Source organism: Flavobacterium sp. DG1-102-2 (genome assembly GCF_033042555.1).
GTDB lineage: Bacteria > Bacteroidota > Bacteroidia > Flavobacteriales > Flavobacteriaceae > Flavobacterium.
In genome coordinates, this window is sequence record NZ_JAWLIK010000004.1 from 206,615 (window position 1) to 229,755 (window position 23,141).

23 protein-coding genes are annotated in these 23,141 nt (G+C 41.5%); 8 read left to right on the plus strand and 15 right to left on the minus strand.

Features of this window, described 5'->3' with window-relative positions; all coding sequences use genetic code 11:
- Window positions 1–66 precede the first annotated feature (66 nt).
- Window positions 67–1,194, minus strand: a complete 1,128-nt coding sequence (locus R1T16_RS08175; protein WP_317500609.1) for a DUF4105 domain-containing protein — start codon at window positions 1,192–1,194, stop codon at window positions 67–69.
- A 6-nt stretch (window positions 1,195–1,200) separates the two neighbouring features.
- Window positions 1,201–2,274 (minus strand): PorV/PorQ family protein, encoded by a 1,074-nt coding sequence (locus tag R1T16_RS08180; protein WP_317500610.1) that lies wholly within the window; start codon window positions 2,272–2,274, stop codon window positions 1,201–1,203.
- A 108-nt stretch (window positions 2,275–2,382) separates the two neighbouring features.
- On the opposite strand from R1T16_RS08180, the gene R1T16_RS08185 reads away from it, so the two are divergent.
- From R1T16_RS08185 to R1T16_RS08195, 3 genes are all read left to right on the plus strand, one after another.
- On the plus strand, window positions 2,383–3,132 hold the full coding sequence (locus R1T16_RS08185) for a CDP-alcohol phosphatidyltransferase family protein (protein WP_317500611.1): 750 nt from the start codon (window positions 2,383–2,385) through the stop codon (window positions 3,130–3,132).
- Window positions 3,133–3,138: 6 nt separating this feature from the next.
- Entirely contained in the window at window positions 3,139–3,999 is an 861-nt protein-coding gene (locus R1T16_RS08190) for a glycoside hydrolase family 25 protein (protein ID WP_317500612.1), read from the plus strand.
- A gap of 268 nt (window positions 4,000–4,267) precedes the next feature.
- Complete coding sequence (locus R1T16_RS08195; protein ID WP_317500613.1) at window positions 4,268–4,813, plus strand: DUF3575 domain-containing protein; 546 nt, start codon at window positions 4,268–4,270, stop codon at window positions 4,811–4,813.
- Between the two features lie 104 nt (window positions 4,814–4,917).
- Here R1T16_RS08195 and lptB read toward each other — a convergent pair whose 3' ends face one another.
- The 4 genes from lptB to R1T16_RS08215 are packed head-to-tail and all read right to left on the minus strand — an operon-like array spanning window position 4,918 to window position 7,874.
- Window positions 4,918–5,697: an LPS export ABC transporter ATP-binding protein gene (gene lptB / locus R1T16_RS08200; protein ID WP_317500614.1), complete on the minus strand. Its 780-nt coding sequence runs from the start codon at window positions 5,695–5,697 to the stop codon at window positions 4,918–4,920.
- Window positions 5,698–5,712: 15 nt separating this feature from the next.
- Window positions 5,713–6,078, minus strand: a complete 366-nt coding sequence (locus R1T16_RS08205; RefSeq protein WP_317500615.1) for a carboxymuconolactone decarboxylase family protein — start codon at window positions 6,076–6,078, stop codon at window positions 5,713–5,715.
- The gene (gene tatC, locus R1T16_RS08210) at window positions 6,071–6,907 is read right to left on the minus strand and encodes a twin-arginine translocase subunit TatC (protein WP_317500616.1); all 837 of its coding nucleotides are present in this window, start codon (window positions 6,905–6,907) and stop codon (window positions 6,071–6,073) included. The genes R1T16_RS08205 and tatC overlap by 8 nt, the downstream gene beginning before the upstream one ends.
- Window position 6,908: 1 nt before the next feature.
- On the minus strand, window positions 6,909–7,874 hold the full coding sequence (locus R1T16_RS08215) for a KpsF/GutQ family sugar-phosphate isomerase (protein ID WP_317500617.1): 966 nt from the start codon (window positions 7,872–7,874) through the stop codon (window positions 6,909–6,911).
- Window positions 7,875–7,962: 88 nt separating this feature from the next.
- On the opposite strand from R1T16_RS08215, the gene recQ reads away from it, so the two are divergent.
- Window positions 7,963–10,158 carry a DNA helicase RecQ gene (gene recQ / locus R1T16_RS08220; RefSeq protein ID WP_317500618.1) on the plus strand — a complete coding sequence of 732 codons (2,196 nt, stop codon included), beginning with the start codon at window positions 7,963–7,965 and terminating at the stop codon, window positions 10,156–10,158.
- A 151-nt stretch (window positions 10,159–10,309) separates the two neighbouring features.
- On the opposite strand, the gene R1T16_RS08225 is transcribed toward recQ, so the two are convergent.
- From R1T16_RS08225 to R1T16_RS08235, 3 genes are all read right to left on the minus strand, one after another.
- Entirely contained in the window at window positions 10,310–10,546 is a 237-nt protein-coding gene (locus R1T16_RS08225) for a hypothetical protein (RefSeq protein ID WP_317500619.1), read from the minus strand.
- A 109-nt stretch (window positions 10,547–10,655) separates the two neighbouring features.
- Complete coding sequence (locus tag R1T16_RS08230; protein ID WP_317500620.1) at window positions 10,656–11,555, minus strand: oxidoreductase; 900 nt, start codon at window positions 11,553–11,555, stop codon at window positions 10,656–10,658.
- Window positions 11,556–11,635: 80 nt separating this feature from the next.
- Complete coding sequence (locus R1T16_RS08235) at window positions 11,636–12,544, minus strand: helix-turn-helix transcriptional regulator (RefSeq protein ID WP_317500621.1); 909 nt, start codon at window positions 12,542–12,544, stop codon at window positions 11,636–11,638.
- Window positions 12,545–12,628: 84 nt separating this feature from the next.
- Here R1T16_RS08235 and R1T16_RS08240 point away from each other — a divergent pair, with 84 nt between their 5' ends.
- The 4 genes from R1T16_RS08240 to R1T16_RS08255 all read left to right on the plus strand — a co-directional run bounded on the left by R1T16_RS08240 (window position 12,629) and on the right by R1T16_RS08255 (window position 17,966).
- The gene (locus tag R1T16_RS08240) at window positions 12,629–13,699 is read left to right on the plus strand and encodes a DUF2891 domain-containing protein (RefSeq protein WP_317500622.1); all 1,071 of its coding nucleotides are present in this window, start codon (window positions 12,629–12,631) and stop codon (window positions 13,697–13,699) included.
- A gap of 108 nt (window positions 13,700–13,807) precedes the next feature.
- Window positions 13,808–15,373, plus strand: coding sequence for an NAD(P)/FAD-dependent oxidoreductase (locus tag R1T16_RS08245; RefSeq protein WP_317500623.1), 1,566 nt, complete (start codon window positions 13,808–13,810; stop codon window positions 15,371–15,373).
- A 212-nt stretch (window positions 15,374–15,585) separates the two neighbouring features.
- A complete protein-coding gene (locus tag R1T16_RS08250) occupies window positions 15,586–16,299 on the plus strand; it encodes a hypothetical protein (protein ID WP_317500624.1) in 714 nt (237 codons plus the stop codon).
- A gap of 65 nt (window positions 16,300–16,364) precedes the next feature.
- Entirely contained in the window at window positions 16,365–17,966 is a 1,602-nt protein-coding gene (locus tag R1T16_RS08255; RefSeq protein ID WP_317500625.1) for a serine hydrolase domain-containing protein, read from the plus strand.
- 56 nt (window positions 17,967–18,022) lie between these two features.
- On the opposite strand, the gene R1T16_RS08260 is transcribed toward R1T16_RS08255, so the two are convergent.
- The 6 genes from R1T16_RS08260 to R1T16_RS08285 all read right to left on the minus strand — a co-directional run bounded on the left by R1T16_RS08260 (window position 18,023) and on the right by R1T16_RS08285 (window position 23,133).
- Window positions 18,023–19,150 carry a hypothetical protein gene (locus tag R1T16_RS08260; protein WP_317500626.1) on the minus strand — a complete coding sequence of 376 codons (1,128 nt, stop codon included), beginning with the start codon at window positions 19,148–19,150 and terminating at the stop codon, window positions 18,023–18,025.
- An 18-nt stretch (window positions 19,151–19,168) separates the two neighbouring features.
- Entirely contained in the window at window positions 19,169–19,855 is a 687-nt protein-coding gene (locus R1T16_RS08265; protein ID WP_317500627.1) for a hypothetical protein, read from the minus strand.
- Window positions 19,842–20,402, minus strand: a complete 561-nt coding sequence (locus R1T16_RS08270) for an RNA polymerase sigma factor (protein WP_317500628.1) — start codon at window positions 20,400–20,402, stop codon at window positions 19,842–19,844. The genes R1T16_RS08265 and R1T16_RS08270 overlap by 14 nt, the downstream gene beginning before the upstream one ends.
- Before the next feature lie 220 nt (window positions 20,403–20,622).
- Window positions 20,623–21,330 (minus strand): esterase, encoded by a 708-nt coding sequence (locus tag R1T16_RS08275; protein WP_317500629.1) that lies wholly within the window; start codon window positions 21,328–21,330, stop codon window positions 20,623–20,625.
- Window position 21,331: 1 nt separating this feature from the next.
- Window positions 21,332–22,222: a 4,5-DOPA dioxygenase extradiol gene (ygiD, locus tag R1T16_RS08280; protein ID WP_317500630.1), complete on the minus strand. Its 891-nt coding sequence runs from the start codon at window positions 22,220–22,222 to the stop codon at window positions 21,332–21,334.
- 83 nt (window positions 22,223–22,305) lie between these two features.
- A complete protein-coding gene (locus R1T16_RS08285; protein ID WP_317500631.1) occupies window positions 22,306–23,133 on the minus strand; it encodes a helix-turn-helix transcriptional regulator in 828 nt (275 codons plus the stop codon).
- Window positions 23,134–23,141: the final 8 nt, after the last annotated feature.

Below are 23,141 nucleotides of genomic sequence, written 5' to 3' on the forward strand. Positions count from 1 at the left end.
ATATATAGTTGAGATCCTCAGGTATTAGTTGTTTTGCAGGGCTAAGCTAAGTAATACATTTGATAGCTACGCTTTATTAGCAGTATATACAACTCTTACAAGCAAAACTACTGTAAGTAGTAATAATGGTAATATAATTGTAAGATGGGGCTTATTCAGCATATAAAGCAGATATATGCCAATGCATGCTAAACACGTGTAAGAACTAATTACAATCGCTTTTTTATTACCCCTAAAATTAAAGTAAAGCACAACAAGCAAAAGCGGATTACACAATAATACATTGTAGTTCCATATCAGTTCAGAATGGGACGAATAGAACCCTATAAATACAAAAAAGATTCCCATAAGTCCCGCTATGGCGAGATAAGAGCGCTGCATCAGTTTAAAACCTGTAAGGCTTAACAATATTAGTATCGCAATAGTGTAAACGATAAAATTATTGAATGAAAATTCAGGTTTTACAGGCTGTGCTTTAAAAACAGTTACTGTTGGCTTAGCCAAAGGCCCGACAGGTGTCTTAGTGTCCGCTACGCCCTGCAGTAGTTCTTTAGGAAGGAAAAGCTTATCCTGTACATCATCTGTAGGCGCGCCAAAGGTCAGGCTGATGCCCAGGTCTTCAAAAAAATGATTTCCGTTGCTTAATTTGTTGCGGATGATCTTCCTGTAGGTAAGTCCGCTGTCTTCGTTTGTAAGCGATATTTTCTGGGTAAGGTATTTGTTCAGGATATCGGCAACCATGGTGGTGCAGTTGCGGTGAATAAACTTATAAGTGTAAAATTTGTCTTCGCTGGTAAGCCTGTGGTTCAGTTCGTTTGCTATGTCCTGTTTCTGCTGGGCAGTCAGGTTTAAGAACTGCTCATAGACATCCCTGTTGTAATATTGGTAGGTATATATAAAATCGTCATATGAACTTGCGGATACAAAATACTGAAGATCGCCCTTAGTAAATTTTGCGTAAAAGTTTGGCGTATCAAAATCAAAAGTTCCAAAGTTGTATACCACATCAAAACGTGTAGCAGGGTCATATACCCTTATCGCTGTATGTCCAAAAACGGAATATAATTCGTTACCCGGGCCGCAGGTAAGAAGGCTTACTTCTGCGCGGTTAGACAGCGGGGTCTGTGCAAAAGTTTTAACGGAGACTGTGAATAGGGTCAGTAATAAAGCGGTTAAAACTTTAATGTTGCGCATGGTATGTTAGTTTCTGAAAATTCCTAAATCTACTTTAAGGGAAAATATGTTAGAATAAAGGGCAGCGCTCTGGTCACCTATGTCGGTAAGGGCATAATCTACCTCAATTCCTTTGTATTTAAAACCCAGCCCAATATTTGGCTGAAAACTTAATGAAGACGAGTTGTCTATTTCTTTAATATTCTGGAAGTTGCCTACTCCGGCTCTTAAATATACCAGGTCAATGTAACCAAACTCAAAGCCTACAGCGGGATCAATGCTTACGATACTTGTTGAGATGATATCATTTGTCTGAGCAAACTGCATATTAAGATTAGCCGCAGCCAATAGCGTATAATCGTAATGAAAGGTAAATTTCTTAGAGAAGCCTAACTGCGCTTTTGGTAATGTAATTTCGGTAGTCTCGGGTAGTTCCTGATTTTGTCCGGGGATGGCATCTTTAATGGTGTTATACTGATCTTCGTCAATCTGCCATACATTGTAGGTTGTGGTAATGTCACGCAGCATAAGTCCTATCTTCCATTCGTTTTTGGTTTCATACTGCAAGCCAAGGTCAAAACCAAAACCCCATGAATTGGCAAATTTTCCAATGTTTCTCCTGATTACTTTGGCATTAATACCATAATTAAATCCGTCAAGGGGCATTTTGCGGGCATACGATATGGTAACACCGTAGTCTGCGGCAGAGAAAAGGCTTATGCGGTTATAATCTATATTGCCTTCGCTGTCTATAAGCTGGGTGGTGTTCAGGATATCGTCTACACCAAAACGGATCAGCGATACTCCAAAAGCGCTTTTATCGTCAATAGGCATGGCAAAGGCAGCATAATCATATTGGGCAATATTAGCAAAATAGCTGGCGTGCATAAGTGCAATCTGTTTGTCCTGAACGTGCACGAGCCCCGCCGGATTCCAATAGCCTGCATTAACATCGGCCGTATGGGCTGTAACAGCGTTACTCATACCCAGGGCAGCAGCATCTACACCAATGTTCATGAATTCATTGGAGTATTTTCTAACTGATTGGCTATAAGTAGACAAGGTAGTTAAAAAGAATAAAATAAGTAGTATCTTTCTCAATGCTGTTATTTTGTGCAAATATGATATAAAATTCTCAATTACTAAACTCCAATTCTATTAACTTATTGTGTTAACTTTGTGCTTGTAAAAAAAATAAAAAACCAATCTATGGCATTTAAGAATCATATTCCTAACCTTATTACGCTGTGTAACCTTTCATCGGGGCTTATTGCTTTGCTGTATGCATTCAATACACATTACCAAATGGCATTTGTTTGGGTTGCAATAGGTATATTTTTTGATTTTTGGGATGGTTTTTTTGCACGTATTCTTAAAGTGCAGAGCGAATTGGGCCTTCAGCTTGATTCTCTAGCCGATATGGTAACAAGCGGTGTAGTTCCAGGACTAGTTATGTATCAGATGCTTTCTGATATTGCTACAAACCAGGAGGAGTACAACCTGAGTTCAGATAATTTTTATTTAGGCATACTTCCTTTTGCAGGATTCATTATTACTCTGGCTTCATGCTACAGGCTTGCAAAGTTTAATGTAGACAAACGCCAGACGGATTCTTTCATTGGCCTGCCTACACCGGCTAATGCATTATTTATATTAAGCCTGCCGGTAATAGAAGCGCATTCAGATGGTACAGGTGTAGTTTTTGAGCTGCTTAGCAACCCATTTGTGCTGATTGCAGTAAGCCTGCTGAGTGCCTATATGCTTAATGCCGAAATTCCGCTGTTTTCGCTAAAAGTGAAATACTTTAACTGGGAAACCAATAAGATACAGGTTGTGTTCCTTATACTTTCAATATTGTTCCTGTTCTTCTTCCAGTATGTGGGCATTCCGTTAATCATTTTGTCCTATGTACTGCTTTCGGTTATAAACAACAAGTTTGTAAAACCGGCCTCGGCCTAACCGCCTATGAAGCGCAAGCCGCAACGAAAAGCCTCAGGGAGGCCAGGAAAAAAATCTACGACTAAAATATCACAGGGCAAAATACTTAAGTATTCTGCCCTTTTGCTGTTTATTGGTTTTGTCATCGCTATGGGATATCAGTACCGCCATGGGTTTATGTACTGGCTGGGCTTTAAGACCGACAAGCGGGTGACTGCCCTCACTAAAGAAGAACGCAAGATTGCTGACCTGCGGATTTATGAGGTGCTTTCCCGTCATAAGGGTAAAGTCCTGGGGATTGATGTGTCGCATTACCAGGGAAAAATAGACTGGGAAACAGTGATGAATGATAACGAAGATTTTCCCATTGGTTTTGTATTTGTAAGAGCTACGGCAGGAAAAAGCAAACTGGATAGAGAGTTTAATAATAACTGGGAGGGTGCGCGTGCCAGCAGTTATCTTAGGGGTGCTTATCATTACTATCGCCCCGACGAGAATTCTGTCCAACAGGCGGATAACTTTATTAAAAACGTGGTGTTGGAAAAAGGTGACCTTCCGCCGGTACTGGATATAGAGAAGATTCCGAACAGGCAAAGTCTTGACAGTCTCGAAAGCGGATTGAAACGCTGGCTTGCTAAAGTAGAAAAGCATTATGGTGTAAAGCCAATTATTTATAGTGGAGAAAGTTTTTATGCCGACTTCCTTAAAAAAGAGTTTAAAGGCTATAATCTTTGGATTGCCAACTACAGCGTGTTTGAAGATGAGATACGCAAAGAATGGCTGTTTTGGCAATTTACAGATAAGGGGCAGTTAAAAGGTATAGAATCTACCGTAGATGTAAATATTTATAATGGGAGTTACAGCGGGCTTAGCAGGATGGTTAAATAAAAAAGCACCCCCAATGGAATAAGGGTGCTTTAATAAGATTGGATTGGTCGTTGGTTTTGTATGTCAAAAATAGTGCGCCAAACCGTTTGAAAAAATACCCATTAGTGGGTATTTTTTGTTTATTTTCAGTTAGGCTGTCAGTTTCAAAATCATAAGTGTGTTAATTTTTAAACGGCTCTGAAATAGGCAGGTTAATTATTGCTGGTAATACAGATATTGCGTAATTTTCCTGCCAAATAAATCTTAATACAAATTATCATCAATTTTAATGAAAAAAATTATTTTGCTGGTTGTTTTACTGGCAGTTTCAACTTCTTTTGCACAGACTTACGTTAAGTTTAATGCGCCTACTACCTTATTAGGTGTACCGCAGGTAGGGGTAGAGACAAGTTTAGGTAAGAATCTTACCTTTCAAGGCGATGTTTTAGGCTCTTACTGGGAATCTATAAATGGGGCGCCATTTAAAACCTTAATGGTTTTTGCAGAAGTACGTTACCATTTTAATGAAAACTATAAAGGGTTATACGTTGGTGGGCACGTAGGGGGTGCCGTTTTTGAAATTCAAAAATGGAATTACCTTAACAGTGACAAGTATCAAACAGGGGAAGCATATTTTCTTGGTGTTTCGGTAGGTTACCAATTCCAGATCAGCGAAAAATGGATGATCGATATGTTTATTGGCGGTGGTAATCAGCAGGCTCATTACAAAGGTCGGTATATCTCTAATGACCAGCCTTATGAATTTGCCAAATACAATAAAAGCGGAGAATGGCTTCCTTACAGAGGGGGTATAATGTTTTGCTACAAATTATAATATATAAAAACATTAAGATTTGTCAGGCCCACGCAATGCGTGGGTTTTCTTTTTTTTAAGCCGGTCATAAAAAAAAGCGCAGATAAACTGCGCTTTACTATGTTTTAGAAATTTTCCTTATCGGTAACGTCATTCTTTGTTTTATGGAAGTCGATTTTCTTTTTACGCAGCTCAAAGTTCTGTCCAAGGTATACTTTACGTACAATCTCATCCTGAACAAGCTCTTCCGGTACACCGGCTTTCAGGATTCCACCTTCAAACATAAGATAACTCTTTTCGGTAATAGCAAGGGTTTCCTGTACGTTGTGGTCGGTAATTAAGATACCAATGTTTTTTTCTTTAAGCTGTGCCACGATACGCTGGATATCTTCTACCGCAACAGGGTCAACTCCCGCAAAAGGTTCATCCAAAAGGATAAATTTAGGGTCGGTTGCCAGTGCGCGTGCTATTTCAGTACGACGGCGCTCGCCACCCGATAAAAGGTCGCCACGGTTAGTACGTATGTGCTGCAGCGAAAATTCGTCAATAAGCGCCTCCATTTTAGCTTCCTGCTCCTGTTTGGTAAGGTTGGTAAGCTGTAGTACGCTCAAGATGTTATCTTCTATGCTTAATTTTCTAAAGACTGAAGCTTCCTGAGCCAGGTAGCCGATGCCATGCTGTGCACGTTTGTACATCGGGAAGTTTGTGATTTCAGTATCTTCAAGAAAGATCTTGCCGCTGTTAGGCTTTACCAGCCCCACGATCATATAGAAAGACGTTGTTTTTCCGGCACCGTTAGGTCCCAGCAGCCCAACGATCTCTCCCTGGTTCACTTCAACCGAAATGCCTTTTACAACGCTTCGGCCTTTGTAGGTCTTTATTAAATTTTCTGCTCTTAATTTCATGTGGTGTGTGCTGTTTTAAACAGTTTCAGGGTTATTTCCGCTTTCTTCAAGCGCTTCCCAGAATTCGTAAGCCCTGCGCAGGTGAGGTATAACAATAGTTCCGCCCACGACAGTGCCAATGCTTAGTGCTTCCATTACCTGGTCTTTTGTAAGGCCTTCTTTGTAGCACGTTTCAAGATGGTATTTTACGCAGTCGTCGCAGCGAAGCACTACCGATGCTACAAGACCGAGAAGCTCTTTGGTCTTAACATCAAGAGCACCCTCCATGTAGGCATTTGTATCCAGGTTAAAGATACGTTTTATAACTTTATTGTTGTCGTTCAGAAGTTTATCATTCATCTTCTGACGGTAGCCATTAAAATCTTTTACTATATCAGACATTTGCTTCCAGTTTTTCTTTTTTAGCTTTTTGTTTATCTATCCTTGCGGCAATAAAGATACTGGTTTCAAACAGTATTGCGATAGGTATGGTAACGATCATCTGGCTTACCACATCCGGCGGAGTAACCACAGCGGCAATGATAAGAATGATAACGTAAGCATACCTCCTGTAATTGCGCAGGAATTTTGCGGAAATGATTCCCAGTTTAGAAAGGAAATACATTATTATAGGCAGCTCAAAAACCAGGCCACATGATATGGCAGTAGTTTTAATAAGGCTAAGGTAAGAGTCAAGGTCAATATCATTCTTTACGACATCACTAATCCTGTAGTTTCCTAAAAAGTTAAGCGATAGTGGTGTAATCAGGTAGTGGCCAAAAACAACCCCCATAAAAAAAAGGAGTGAAGTTGAAAAAATAAATGCCGCAGCATATTTTTTCTCTTTATCATATAATGCAGGGCTTATGAATTTCCATATTTCCCAAAGCATGAATGGCGCCGCAAGGATAAAACCGGCAGTAATGGCGGTCCATATGTCTGTTGAAAACTGCCCATCCATAGAGCGTGACTGTATCTCAAACGGAAGTTTGTCTATACAGAAGCTTTTGTCAAGGTCGTACTTATTTGCGAGGTCGCAAAAAAAGCGGTAGGTTATAAAGTTACCTCTTGTTGGGGCAAATATTATTTCGTCAAAAATAAACTGGCTGAAGGTAAAGGCAACACATCCGCCAATACAAATAGCTATACAGCTTCTTACTAATAACCAGCGTAATTCTTCCAGGTGGTCCAGGAACGACATTTCGCCCGCGGGTGTCTTCTTTTTTGCCATATTATACTATTCCTTCCTTTAAGATATCGTGCAGGTGCAGTACGCCTTTGTACTCGCCTCCGTCTGCCACAACAAGCTGTGTGATAGCAAAGTTTTCCATTGTGTTTAATGCATCGGCAGCCATATCGGTGCTTTTTATTGTTTTAGGGTTTTTGGTCATTATGTCGGCTGCTGTAACCCCTGCAATATTATCCCTGTCATTAAGCATACGCCTTATATCTCCATCGGTAATAATACCTACGATCGTGTCGTTTTCTATAACGGCAGTAACACCCAGCCTTTTTTCAGATATCTCTACGATAGCGGTTTTAATGCTGCTGTCAGGGCTTACCTGCGGTTTGTGCGTAGCATCCAGCATATCGCCTACGCGAAGCAATAGTTTTTTTCCCAAAGCACCGCCAGGATGGTATTTAGCAAAATCCTCAGCTTTAAAATCACGCATTTCCATTAGGCATACCGCAAGGGCATCGCCTAGGGCCAGCTGTGCTGTTGTGCTGTTAGTAGGTGCAAGGTTGTTTGGGCATGCTTCCGATTCTACATACGCATTAAGCACATAATCGGATTCCTTGCCAAGGAAAGAAGTTTTATTAGCCGTCATTGCAATAAGAATGTTGCCAAAACGTTTTAATAAAGGCACCAGTACTTTGATCTCAGGGCTGTTGCCGCTTTTAGAGATGCATATTACGGCATCGCCCGGCTGCACCATGCCCAGGTCGCCATGAATGGCTTCGGCAGCATGCAGGAAAAGAGACGGTGTGCCTGTAGAATTAAGGGTTGCCACGATTTTTTGGGCAATAATGGCGCTCTTGCCTATCCCTGTAACAACAAGGCGGCCTTTGCAGTTGTATATTATTTCGGCTGCTTTGGCAAAATCGTCATCAAGGTAGTTCACCAGGTTAGCAATGCTCTCACTTTCAGAAAGTATGGTTTTTTTGGCAGAAGCCAGTATTGCGTCTCTATTTATCAAGCTTGTGAAATGTTTAAAAAGTTGTGCGTATTAAAGATTTTTGTATCTTTATATTCTGCAAATTTATGTAAATTACTATTAATAAATAATGAAATCGACCGAAATTGACTTACACAAAGAGTTAAAAAAATATTTTGGTTTTAACAAATTCAAGGGCCTTCAGGAAGAAGTCGTAAAGAGTATAATTTCCGGGAACAACACATTTGTTATTATGCCTACAGGTGGCGGTAAATCACTATGTTACCAACTTCCCGCGCTGGCACTCGACGGAACTGCTATCGTAGTTTCACCCCTTATCGCGCTTATGAAAAACCAGGTCGATGCGATACGCAGCCTGTCTTCAGAGCACGGTATTGCACACGTTTTGAACTCTTCGCTTACCAAAACAGAAATTACACAGGTTAAGAAAGATATCTCATCAGGACTCACAAAACTGCTGTATGTTGCGCCCGAATCGCTTACTAAAGAAGAATATGTAAGCTTTTTGCAAAGTGTACCGCTTTCTTTTGTGGCTATAGATGAAGCACACTGTATCTCAGAATGGGGACACGATTTCCGTCCTGAATACCGAAACCTGAGAAGCATTATAAAACAGCTGGGCGATGTGCCGGTTATAGGCCTTACCGCAACAGCTACACCAAAGGTTCAGGAAGATATACTCAAGAACCTGGACATGGTAGATGCCAACACCTTTAAGGCATCATTCAACAGGCCAAACCTGTACTATGAAATAAAGACAAAGACCAAGAACGTAGAGTCTGATATCATACGTTTCATCCGCCAGCATAAAGGCAAATCGGGCGTTATATACTGCCTGAGCCGTAAAAAAGTAGAAGAAATTGCGCAGGTACTGCAGGTTAACGGTATTAGTGCCGTGCCGTATCACGCAGGGCTCGATGCCAAGACGCGTGCCAAACACCAGGATATGTTCCTTATGGAAGATGTAGATGTGGTGGTGGCAACAATTGCCTTTGGTATGGGTATCGATAAGCCGGATGTTCGTTTTGTAATCCACCATGATATCCCTAAGTCGCTGGAAAGCTACTATCAGGAAACAGGGCGTGCAGGCCGTGATGGAGGTGAAGGCCACTGCCTTGCATATTATTCGTACAAGGATATCGAAAAGCTTGAAAAATTCATGTCAGGTAAACCGGTGGCTGAGCAGGAGATAGGCTTTGCATTGCTTCAGGAAGTGGTGGCTTACGCCGAAACTTCCATGTCGCGCCGAAAATTCCTGCTACACTACTTTGGTGAAGAATTTGACGACGAGACGGGTGAAGGTGCCGATATGGACGATAATATTCGTAATCCTAAGAAGAAAACGGAAGCGAAAGACCAAGTAGTCACCCTGCTTGAAACCGTTAGGGATACCAAGCAATTATACAAATCTAAAGAAGTTATATTTACTCTAACCGGTAAGGTAAATGCTGTAATAAAAGCACATAAGACAGATGCCCAGAAGTTTTTCGGTGTGGGTGCTGCCCATGACGAAAAATACTGGATGGCACTTATCCGCCAGGTGTTGGTTGATGGTTATCTTTCTAAAGATATCGAAACCTATGGCATACTAAAGCTAACCAAAAAAGGTGAAGCATTCATCAAGGGTCCGCAGTCGTTCATGATGAGCGAGGACCATGACTTTAACGAAAGTGATGAAGAGGCTACAGTTACAGCTTCTAAATCATCAGGCACTACAGATGAGGTGCTTATGGGAATGTTGCGCGAACTTCGTAAAAAAGTAGCTAAGAAACTGGGTGTACCGCCGTTTGTGGTATTCCAGGATCCGTCGCTTGAAGACATGGCGCTTAAATATCCTATAAATATCGACGAGCTTGGCAACGTGCATGGTGTAGGTGAGGGCAAAGCCAAAAAATACGGTAAAGATTTTGTTGACCTTATTGCACGTTATGTAGAAGATAACGATATCATGAGACCGGATGATCTTGTGGTTAAATCTACAGGAGCCAACTCGGCATTGAAATTATATATCATCCAGAATATCGACAGGAAACTTTCGCTTAACGATATCGCTAAGGCAAAAGGACTGGATATGGAAGCCCTGCTTAAGGAAATGGAGCAAATTGTATATTCGGGCACCAAGCTGAACATCAAATACTGGGTAGACGAAATACTGGACGAAGACCAGCAGGAAGAGATCCATGACTATTACATGGAATCGGAATCGGACAGTATTAAAGATGCCCTTAAGGAATTTGACGGCGATTATGATACCGAAGAGTTAAGACTGATGAGGATCAAGTTTATCAGCGAAGTAGCGAACTAGTTTGGTTGTCAGTTATCGGTTGGTGGCTGTTAGATTCAGCCGGGCTTTAAAATATAAAACAGAAAATCCTGAAGTAATTCAGGATTTTCTGTTTTAGTATCATCATAAGAGTTAGCATCGGACAACTGACAACCAGTAACCAACAACCAAATTACCCTTCATACAATTCCCCCCTATGCGGTTTTAATGAGTTCCTTACCTGAATCATGTGTTCATCGGTAACTACCATCCAGGCAATGGCGTGCATGTCATTCAGGATATCGAAACCTGTAATGTTTAACGGCAGTTTTTCAATTGCAATATATTCTTTAAGATGTATCTCGTGATGTTCGGCAGTTTTGGCACCGGCTTCGCCGCGAAAATCCCATATCAGTTTTATTTTTCTCATTGGTTTAAAACTGCAAAGTAGCAGGGTGACAAAGTTACAAAGTTTTGAGATTTCTACTGTAGTACTTTTAAACACAAATTCCCGCGACTGCGGGAATTTGTGTTTAATCTTATGGGAAATATACCCCTGTAGCTTCTTCAGCATACTGCCATAGTTTTTTGGCTTCGGCTTCATCCAGCGCAAGCGGAAGGATTTCTATCTTCTCAGGATAGCCACGCAGGCCGCCGTCACTGTCAGGCCCGGCGAAATCGCCACCGGTAATTTTATCATTTACTGCAGCAAAAAGCGTCGGCAACGCTCCCTGCCATGGCTCCATTAGCTCACCGTACACTTCAACTATATTTGTAATGTCATCTTTTGTAAGGTAACGCGATAAATTAGTACCTGTTACACCCGGGTGCGATGCTGTAGAAAGTACTTTGTCTCCTTTGTCATTTATCCTGCGCTGCAGCTCAAGTGTAAATAAAATATTGCCAAGTTTGCTCTGCCCGTACTCCCTGTTGGCATCATAGTCGTTTTTAAGTTTAAGGTTATTGTAATCGATAGCGCCAAGTCGGTATACCAGGCTGCTGACGGTTACTATTCTTGACCCCGGTGTTTCTTTTAATAATGTATACAAATGGCCTGTAAAAGCGAAGTGGCCTAAAACATTGGTGCCAAATTGAAGTTCGTAGCCCTCTTTTGTTTTTGATGCCGGCGGCACCATTACTCCCGCATTATTGATAAGCAGGTCGAGTTTTGAATGTTTCGATTTAAAAGTGTCAGCAGCATCCTTAACCGAATTAAGATCAGAAAGGTCAAGGTGCAGTACTTCAACCTGTCCTTTTCCTTTTGACTGAGCGATCTGTTCGGCGGCTTCCTGAGCTTTTTCAATATCGCGGCAGGCTAAAATAACGTGTGCGCCTTTTTCAAAAAGTGCCAGGGCGGTTTCGAAACCTATCCCAATATTAGCACCCGTAACAATTGCTGTCCTGCCTGTCTGGTCAGGCATATTTTCTTTTGTCCACATATTTTTTAAATTTTACAGGACAAAGTTCGGGTATGGCAGGACTATATTACATATGGCGTACAATCTGAAAAGTATATAAATCAATCATTTTGTTTTCTAAAGCTTCCGGGCGTACTTCCTGCATTGCTTTTAAAAAAGGAAGAAAAATGATTAGGCTCCTCAAATCCCAGGCATCTGGCTATTTCGGCTACTGTCCAGTTGGTTGTTTTTAAAAGTACTCTGGCCTCCTGTATAATACGGGATTTTATAAAATCAGACGTAGTCTGTCCCGTATGTGTCTTCAACGCCTTATTGAGGTGGTTAACGTGTACGTTAAGTTTGGCGGCAAAATCCGACGGGGTTCTCAGCTCGATAGTGTCGGTAATATCAACAATAGTAAAATAACGATCCAGCAAATCGGTAAATAATAAGAAAATGCGTTCTGCTGCGTTCGATGAGCCTATTGCAAGTCCGCTTTCCGGATTCATTTTCTGGGCTTCGTGTATGGTTTCCATAAGAAGGTTCTTCAGGAAATCATATTTGTAGGCATAGTCGGTTTGCAGTTCGTTTTCCAGCTTCTGGAAAAGGGCTTTGAAAATATTAAGCTTTGCCTCATCTAGCAATATCACTGCATTTTCAGCCGAACTGAAAACCGGGTAATCTTTGATATTTGTGTTTTTGCTGAAAAAATCTTCCGTGAAAACGCATACGTAACCCTGCTGTTTTTTACTTACTACCTCCCATTTATAAGGAACTACAGGATTGGTAAAGACCAGTGCATATTGGGGAACGGTAATGCTCCTGTCGGCATAATGCACAATGCAGCTGCCTTCTACAAGGCTTACCTTGAAAAAGCTCCTGCGGGTGTATCCTGTGCGCACGGGCTTACCATCTACTATAAGATCTTCCACCTTAATGATATTAAAATGGCCCTTTTCAGAAATAGAATTTTCGCCGCTGTGTCCCGGCAGTTTTTCATACAACGAATTTAGTTCGATAAACTTTGTCATGTTGCAAAAGTATAAAAATCAAGCTACATAGTTTATGTGTCGGTCTGTCATACTATTAATTGCTATATTTATCCTTTTACATTTATGATGAGAAAATATATACTTACTGCCTTATTGATAAGTGCTGTTTCTTCAGCACAGGAATTAAACCTGCAGCAGGCCAATGCGCTGGCAAAACTACCAGTGAAATGCCTTCAGCAGGAATATCCTAATAAATTAAGCCAGCTATTAGCAGATGCTTCTGAAATACAATCGCCAAAACAACTGCATCCTGCATTTTATGGCTGCTTCGACTGGCATTCATCGGTGCACGGGCATTGGAGCCTCGTATATCTGCTAAAGAAATTCCCTAACCTTGAAGGCAGGGAAGATATCATCGGTAAACTGAAAATTAACCTGTCAAAGAAAAACATAGAACAGGAAGTCGCTTACCTGAACAAGAAACACGAGAAATCATACGAGCGTATGTATGGATGGGCATGGCTGCTAAAGTTACAGCAGGAGCTGAATACATTCAATGAACCTTTTGCTAAAGAACTGGCGTCCAATTTACAGCCACTAACCACATTATTAACCGAACGTTACATCGAATTTTTGCCAAAGCTGAATTACCCAATTCGTGTGGGTACGCATACCAGCACGGCTTTCGGGCTAAACCTTGCCTGGGATTATGCTGTTCAGTCGAATAACCTGCCATTGCAGGAAAGTATCAGGAGCAACGCACTTCGCTTGTTTAAAAACGATATGGACTGCCCGTTTGCATGGGAACCGAGCGGCACCGATTTCCTGTCACCCTGTATGGAAGAGATAGGAACCATGCAGCGTGTTATGCCTAAAACCGAATTCCTGAAATGGCTTAAGGATTTCGCACCGGCATTATTCAACAAGAAGTTTACCTGGAAACCGGGAGAAGTATCAGACCGAACTGATGGGCACCTCGTGCACCTTGACGGGCTTAACTTTAGCCGTGCTTGGAACTTATATACCCTTGTAAAACAATATCCTAAGGAGCTTGGCCATTTAAAGTCGTTAGCCGATACTCATTTCAAATATTCCCTCCCTTCTATAACCGATGGTAATTATGAAGGCGAACACTGGCTGGCCTCGTTTGCACTGTATGCTTTTGAAAATGCCCCCCAACCCCCAAAGGGGTAGTAGTATTTTGGTATGAAAGGCTGCTAATTTTAACGTTCTCTATTCCACTTTCCTTTGGAGAGGGGTTAGGGGTGAGGCCTGTTTAAAAAATATCACTATTTTTGCACCATGCCAAGAGAACTTCAATTACAGGTGGCGCCCGAAGTAGCCGCACAACAGCCATTATTAGTAGACCATATTGCCAAACTCATGCAGGTAAAGCCTGAGGAGATCAGGCATGTGGCCATCATTAAGCGTTCTATAGATGCCCGCCAAAAGGCCATAAAGATCAACCTTAAAGTAGCTGTGTACTGGAACGAAGACTACACCGAAACTACAACCAAACTCCCTGATTACAAAGATGTGTCCGGTAAACAGGAGGTTATAATAATCGGGGCAGGCCCGGCAGGATTGTTTGCTGCGCTCCAGCTGATTGAACTTGGCGTAAAGCCAATTGTTTTAGAACGAGGTAAAGATGTTCAGGAACGCCGCCGTGACCTTAAGGCAATCAACCGCGACCATACTGTGAGTGAAGACTCTAATTACTGCTATGGCGAGGGTGGGGCAGGCACCTATTCTGACGGTAAACTGTATACCCGCTCTAAGAAAAGGGGCGATGTAGACCGTATACTGGAACTGTTTGTAGGCTTTGGCGCAAGCGAAGAGATATTGGTTGAAGCACACCCACATATTGGTACAAACAAGCTGCCAAAAATCATCAAATCCATACGGGAGAAGATCATTGAGTTTGGCGGTAAAGTGCTGTTTGATACCCGTGTGACTGATATCCTAGTCAAAAATAATGAAGTAGAGGGCGTTGTAACACAGAACGATGATGTTATAAAAGCTTCTAAAATCATATTGGCAACAGGCCATTCGGCTCGCGATATCTTCGAACTTTTAGACCGTAAACAGATATTTATAGAGGCCAAGCCGTTTGCCCTGGGCGTTCGCGCTGAGCATCCGCAGAGCCTGATAGACAGCATACAATACAGCTGTGATTATAATACAGGCAGGGGAGAGTTTCTTCCCCCGGCTCCTTACTCTATTGTAAAACAGGTAAATGGCCGCGGAATGTACTCTTTCTGTATGTGTCCGGGAGGCGTTATCGCACCCTGTGCTACCAGTCCGGGAGAGGTAGTAACCAATGGCTGGTCGCCCTCAAAACGTGACCAGGAAACGGCCAACTCAGGTATTGTTGTAGAGCTTAAACTCGAAGATTTTGCCCCATTTACAAAATACGGCGCCCTTGCCGGAATGGAATTTCAAAAGGCCATAGAGCAGAAAGCATGGCATTTAGCGGGCGAGACACAGCGTGTCCCGGCCCAGCGGATGATTGACTTTACGCAAAGCAAAGTATCGGCAGAGATACCTAAAACGAGCTATGTGCCGAGTACCACATCGGTAGAATTAGGCCAGGTATTCCCGGGGTTCATTACGCAGGTTTTGCGTCAGGGGTTTGTAGATTTTGGTAAATCGATGCGCGGTTACCTTACAAACGAGGCTATTTTGCATGCTCCGGAGTCAAGGACATCATCGCCGGTGCGTATACCTCGTGATAACTATTCGTTAGAACACTTGCAAATCAAAGGGTTATATCCTTGCGGAGAGGGTGCAGGCTACGCAGGAGGTATTATTTCTGCGGCAATTGATGGCGAAAAATGTGCTATAAAGTGCGCTGAAAGCCTGTCGTAATGTTACGCTTTTGGTTGTCAAAATGCGGTTTTCGTGCGTAAAATTAAGAGTTGTTAGTGAGCTTGTTATCAATAAGATGAAAATTAATGTTACTTTTTTAGTTTTGCAAGTGTAATGATTAAAATTACAGTTTAAAATTTATATTATTTCGGATTAATCTTACGTTATGGTATAATAATTGATTTTGTATCTTTACGTAAATCTGTACCAAAATGAAAAAAGTAATTACCCTTATACTACTTCTTTTTGTTGTTTCAATTCAGGCACAAATAGACATTACCGGTTCATGGCGAAAAAGTGTTTTATTCCATTCGGAGAGCAGGGAAGGCTTTGAACTTTATCCCGGTGACCCTAATTCTAAAAATGGCGGCGTAACAACCTTTCAAAACGGGACTTTCTCAACTACGGGAGGCCCGGTAATATGCTTAAGCGGTATTACTGATTTTAAACCGTGGAACGGGGTTTATACCTATGATGATGACAATTACATTACCATCCATGCTGCGGAAGGAAAGAATAATCTTATAAATGAGTTAGGTGTAAAATATTATGTTTACAAAACTAACGGAGGGTACAGGTTCATTACCTCTGTAGGCAATCTTGCTACTGATAGGATTCAGGCGGAGGATTATGATTTTCTGGAAACATTCCTCAGGACCCATACTGAAATTGGCCTGAAGCGCCAGGACTGGAAACGCATCAAAGCAAAGACTGATGATGAAATCTTTGCGAAAGGGCTTGCGCTGACTTCCGATTTAGACCCTGCAAAGGCCGAGATGCTTTTTATAGAAAATTTTGATCACGATTTTTACAGGCTTTTCCTTTTTGAGTATGAGGGCAAAAAGCAGATACTGATATACGTAGACCACCATTTAGGCGTTTGCCTATACGATGATTCTCATAATGTGGTGAAGTTTACTAATTGATCATTATTGCGCTGCCCATATTTTTTCTATATTCGTGACCTGTTTATTTTTCTTACAGTACCACAATGAAAAAAATATTTTCCTTTCTGTTTTTGCTGCTTTCTACAGCTTCTATTTCCCAAAATAATTTCAAACCGATAGATTCGCTTCTCGCTTTATACAACAAACCTGGTTCTCCCGGAATTTCAATACAGGTAGTAAAAGATGGCAAGGTGCTTTATAGTAAGCAGTCCGGTTTTGCTGATATCGAAAACAAAAAGTCGCTTACAAAAGAGTCGGTATTTTACATGGCCTCAGATGCCAAGCAGTTTACAGCCGCCTGTATTATCATGTTACAGCAGAGGGGTAAATTAAAACTGGAGGATAAGCTATCTAAATATTTTCCTGATTTTACTGAATATGCAAATACAATAACCATAACAAACCTTCTCAATCATACAGCAGGCATTAAAGATGCAGCTGTATTGGCATTGCTAAAAGGAGACAATATAATTGATTATAAAGATGACCAGGTAAGGGCTCTCCTTAAGAACGCTTCACTGGATTATGAGCCGGGAGCTAAATATAGCTATTCCAACTCTGACTATTGGTTTTTGGCTACTATCGTAAAACAGGTATCGGGTAAGCATATCAAAGAGTTTGCTAAAGAAAACATATTCAAGCCGCTGAAGATGAAGCATAGCCTTTATGTGGATAGCCGTGATGCAGCCTTTGCAAATAAGGTAAAAGGCTATAGGTTTTCAGATAATGTTGCAGAGGCAACCATTGTAGATCCTTACCATATCTCCGGTGCGGGACTGTATGCGCCTGTTGGCGATTTGCAAGAATGGCTTAACGAAATGATGAGCAAAAAAGTGTTCGGCGAAGCATTCTGGGCAGAAATGTTCAGGAAGAGAGGGAAAAACGGCTACGCCGCCGGATTATTTGTAGGCGAAAATGAAGGACATCCAAAAATTTCACATGGGGGTGATAATGATGGTTTTCACAGCCTGATGTCAGCATATCCTCAAGATAAGCTCAGCATTATTGTACTAACCAATGACGATGAAGTATCGCCAACAGAGATTGAAGCATCTATCGCTGCTAAAATGCTAGGCTTTGCTGAAGAAGAGAGTGAAGAAGAGGAAGGTTCAGCAATAGTTAATTCTATCAAAGTGCCTGAAGGAATATTAAAACGGTACGAAGGCGTTTATGACAATCAAGGCATGTCTTTTTCCATAAGTGTCGAAGATAACTCCTTATATATAGTGCAGGTTTTTAATCTGTCAAGTTATCCTGTAGCGCCTGTCAGCGAAAACAGTTTTACGTTTTCAGGCGTTACTTTTGCTTTTAGCGATGTAGTTGCAGGTAAATCGCAAACTATGACAATACTACAGGGCGAAGATAAGCAGCAATTTAAACGCATAACCTTCACGCCGGAACAGCTACAAGAGTATTGCGGCAAATATTATTGCAAAAGCCTTGATACAGACTATACATTATTTACCGAGGGAGACAAACTTATGTGTAAAATCGCTTCAGGAATGCCTTTATTGACGGTTCTGGCTAAAGATAAAATAATTTTTCCTCTGGGGGAAATTGTATTCAAAAGAAATGAATCGGGAAAAATAGCAGGATTCATGCTTAACCATCCAAGAGCAAAAAACTTTGAATTCAGTAAGGTTTAAATAGTATATAAAATAGAAAGGCAGCCCTAGGGCTGCCTTTCTGCAATTAACTAACTTTACCAGTCAACCCGCAGGCCGAAGGCTAAATTGTGATCTTTGTAAGTAGAATTTTTAAATACGGTGCTCAGCTCATATCGGGCAAAGAGTGCAGCTGTGCCAATGCCCACATAACCGCTCAGTCCGTAAACAAAAGGTGTTACATTATAATCCCTGTTTGTTCGGTCTGTTATGCGTTCGCCGTCCTGTTTATATTTAAGCCTTTGCATTGTGCCTATAATTACTCCTGCATATCCTCCTAAACCCACTTTAAACTGGTTGCTGGTATCATATCTAAAGTAGTCTTTGTATTCTTTCTTTACTGATGGGCCAAACTCAAAATGAACGGGAGCTATTAGGTTGGTAATAACAAATTCATTTCTTTTAAGTTGATACGGAAATTTTTCCAGTTCTGTAGTGCCATTGTTATTTACAACATAGTTATTGTTCTTTAGTGATAACGAATTGGCCAGGATTGATATTCCGTAACTAAGGCGAACTTTATTAGAATCTTTAAGCAGGCGGGTTTTGAAAGCAAAGCCTATCTCCGCCGATACGCTTTTGCCAAAGTGGTAAGTATCGCCGATAGTGCGCCCATCGCCCACAGTATTGTTCCAGCCAATGGCAAATACTATATCAGAATACGTTCGCTTGTCGTATTGCTTCTTTTTATTCTCAGTGTTATAGCGTAAACCCAACAAAAAACTCCCCGAATCATCATACACATTACCAAAACCAAGTTCCAGGTAAGACCCTTCATACGGTATAAAATTATACTTCACATCCCTTTTTACGAGTTCTGTCTGGCCATCTATAATGGCCGTTTTACTATCTATGAGTATAGCTGCATTTTTAGCGGCTTCCTCTTTAAGGGTTTGCGCTTTCTCTGCCGTAATCTCGCCCTTGCTTAGCTGCTCTTCAATCTTTTCCAGTTCTTTTTTCAGGTTGAATTTCTCGGTTTCGGCGATGCTGTTTTTTTCCTGTTCAAGGCTTTCCAGTCTTTTAGCCTTAAGTTTTTCCCGGTATTCCTGTGTATATGTAGGTCCGTTAGGAATTGTAGCCCTAACACTTTCAGATATTTGTGCGTTGGCATCAGGCATACAAAATCCTGCCGCCACAAAGGCGAAATAAAAAAACAGTCGTTTCATGGTAATTGGTGATTAAGGTTATTGTTTGTCTTTAAAAGCTATTTTTATAGTTTTAAACTTAAGTTTAAAGATGTTGAGGGTTTTATCCCTAAAGGAGTTTTCCATTTCTTTTTCTGCCTCATTCAGCAATGCGGTATCGTCTGTAGGGCGTTTTTTGTTCTGCAAACGTTCCATTGCTATTTCCCTCTGGGCTTTGTGGAGCAGGGAGTCGACCTCATTCTCTGATACTGTTCCATTGGCAACCGCGAGTTGATGTATGGCAAGTGCCACTTCATTAGCCTTTGCTATTTCTGCATCCGGCAATGTATTTACAGGTTCAATCTTAGGTCGGGAAGGAGGAGTGATTTCAGGTTGAGCCGTGCTGTTTATTTCTGTTTTTTTGTGCTGTAAAACAATTTCATTTCTTATTTCTTGTTGTAAAATGTTTTCAGGTTGAGGTGCTGTAACTTTGGGTTTAGCCTGCTGCTCTACAACTTTTTGTTGCCGTATTTCTATGGTATCGCTGTTCTTTAATGCAGTCGCGAGCAATCCGCCAAGGCTAATAATTAATATTGCTGCAACGGCCCAATACCAGCCCAATAAGCTCTTTTTCTTTTTTTGCTGCTGCCTGTTGTAGGCAATGCGTCCCCAGGCTTCTGCCGAAGGTGTTATTTCACGCTCTTTAAGTTTGCGCTGCAGCTGTTCTTCTATATTATACTGTTTCATTTTCTTTTTTTTGTAGTGATGCAAGCTGCTCCTGCAGCATCTTTCTGGCTTTAAACAACTGCGATTTTGATGTGCTTTCTGTTATCCCCAGCATTTCTGCAATTTCTTTGTGGTTATAGCCTTCAACAGTAAACATGATCAATACTGTTTTATAACCGTTAGGCAGGTTGTCTATAAGCAATTGCAAAAACTCGATATCATGATCTGATTCTGCTATGTAAGCCTGCATGGTTTCAGCTTCTTCTATCTCGGCAAAATGCAGCTGCTTCCTGCTTCTCAAGAAGTCTATCGCCTCCCGTATCATTATGCGGCGCAGCCATCCTTCAAAGCTGCCCTCAAACCTGAATCTTGACAGGCTGTCAAAAGCCCTGGTAAATCCCTGTATCATTACATCCTCGGCATAATGCATATCCTTTATATAGGTCCTGCATACACCCAGCATTTTTGCAGCGTGCCGGTTATACAATGCCTCCTCTGCCTTGGCATCGTTACGCAGGGCTTTTTTTATAAGGGCGTCGTCTGATGTATGTAAAGCAATAATTTTCAAATTGGTTCAATTGGTTGGTTATGCTAAAGACGGAATAGTGATACAAGAAGTTGCCTGACAATTAATTTTTTTTCAGAAAAATATCTAACACAAAGAAAGACTATAGGTTATTAGTAAGCCAATTTATTTTAAAATCACAAATCACAAATCACAAATCACAAATCACAGATTACAAAAAAAATCCCCTTTGCTGTAGACCAAAAGGGGATTAGCGTGTTGATTAATGAGACGTTTTGGTGAGCCACTCGAGCATATCCTTAAGCATTTGCGGAATGATCTTGTGTGCTGCTGTATATTCGTGGTAATTTGGGGTCAGGTGTTTACTTTCCAGCCAGCTTTTGGCTTCACGGGCATAATCAATACCCAGTACATTATCTTCTGTTCCGTGGGATATAAAAATGGAAAGGTCTTCGAGCTTCTCTGTATCGGGGACTAATGGTTTTATTTCGGGCAGCAGCCTGCCGCTCATTACAGCAATAGCTTTTATGAGTCCGGGATGTGTAAGTGATACGCTGTATGACATGATGCCGCCCTGGCTGAAGCCAAACAGGAAAACATTCTTGTCATCAAAATCGTATTTGGTTTTCATTTCGCCGATAAATCTTGATATAAGCTTTCGGCTGTTTTCCTGCTCGTTAAAGTTGATGACAGGTTTACCAGAACCGAAATCTACGTGAAACCAGGCGTACCTGTCAGGGTCAAGTGTAAGCGGTCCGCGTGCTGATAGTACTAAAAAATTATCCGGAAAAGAATTGGCAAAACTGAAAAGGTCTTTTTCATTGCTGCCCACCCCGTGCAGTAATAGTACAACCGGCGGGTGCTGTGTTTTAACCTTTGGCTCGCGTACAAGGTAGTGCAGCGATGCCTGGGTCTGGCTTTGTATGTTCATGGTTATCAATGCTAGGATTAACTTAATTGCAGTTTTCATATTAGCCTATTTTTACCGATGTCATGGTAAGCGATCCCGCTACTGCCTTGTCGTTAAAAATGCTTACCTCTTCATTTTCGCCTTTAAGTGCAAGGGTGTACAATAGCGGAAGGTAATGCTCTGGCGATGGTATGGCAAGTTCAAAGGCTTTACCCTGCGATGCAAAGTTGATAAGCGGCTTATGGTCGCCAGATTTTATGAATTGCTTTACTTTATTATCGGCTTCAAAAGCCCAGTCAAACCCAAAGTTATCGGTGTGTATGTTCTTCCAGTCCATCATTCTTAGGTTGTGTACTATGTTTCCGCTGCCTATGATCAGGATGCCTTTTTTGCGTAAGGCGGCCAGCTCTTTGCCCAGTTCGTAATGGTATTGCGGCGGCTTGGTATAATCAATACTGAATTGTATTGTAGGTATATTAGCATTTGGATACAGGTGTTTGATGACTGACCACGCGCCATGATCCAGTCCCCATTTATCATCCAGTCCTACGTGAGTAGATGTAATGAGCTCCTGTGTTTGCTTAGCGAGTTCAGGACTTCCCGGCGCAGGGTACTGCACATCAAATAGCGCTTTTGGGAATCCGCCAAAATCGTGTATTGTAGGCGGGTTTTGCATCGCCGTTACAAAAGTACCTTTAGTCTCCCAGTGTGCCGAAACACAAAGTATTGCTGTAGGCTCAGGTATCTCTTTGGCAATCTTCCTGAAGTTGGCCACAAACTCATTTTCTTCAATGGCATTCATTGGGCTGCCGTGGCCTAAGAAAAGGGCAGGCATGGTAATACTTTTAGTATCTATATTTTGGGATAGCTTTCCCAGTTCGCCAAGCGCCATGATTCCGGCACCGGCAAAAGGCAGGGCAGCCATACTTTGTAAAAATTTCTTGCGGTCCATAATAGTAGTCCTTAAATTATGGTACAAAGGTCGGTAATGAAAGCAGGTAAGCGGTAACAGTTTTAGGTAAAAAGGTAGTACAATCAGGAAATGAGCTTTTGCATTTCCTCTTTAAATTCGGTTGGGGTCTGTCCGGTACGTTTTTTAAAAACACGTGTAAAATAGGCCTTTTCATTGTAGCCCACTTCATAACCGATTTCTGATACGGTCTTGTCAGAATGTATCAGCAGGTTCTTTGCCTCGATAAGTTTGCGGGTTTCTATAAGTTCAGACACGCTTTTTTGCATGATCTGCTGGCAGATGAGGTTGAGGTTGCGCGCCGACATAAATAACTTTTCGGCATAAAAGTCTACACCTTCCGGGCGTCTGAAGTTGTTTTCCAGCAAGGCAAGAAAGTTCTTGAACGTAATGCTGTTGGTCTTTTGGATATCGCTTACCGGATCGGCTTTTTTGCGTTCGTTCTCTATCATCAGAAACAGTGCCGAAAGCAGGTGCTTAATGATGGCGAGGTTTTGGTTTTGGTAGGTGTATTCGTTATACATCATCCCGCACAGATTGACCAGGCGGTTAAAGCAATCATCCTTTTGGGTAGTGATGGTGGCATAATCATGATAAAAGGAATACAGCGAAAAAGTAGTTTCAGGAATGAACTCACTTTTAAAGCGTATTACCCACATATCGCATTTACCGTCTTTAAGGGCAGGTTTTACGCGATGTACTTTGCCTTTGGTAATAAAACTAACAAATGGCGCGGTGTAGGTATTAGTAGAGAAATCTATAAAATGTTCCAGCTCGCCTTCCATTGCCACAATGAGTTCCTCGTAATCGTGATTATGCGGATTATTAGGCTGTGTTGCAATGCGCAGCGTTTCTTCGGAAGTCAGGCGGTATATTTTGAATAGCTGGTCCACTATATGTT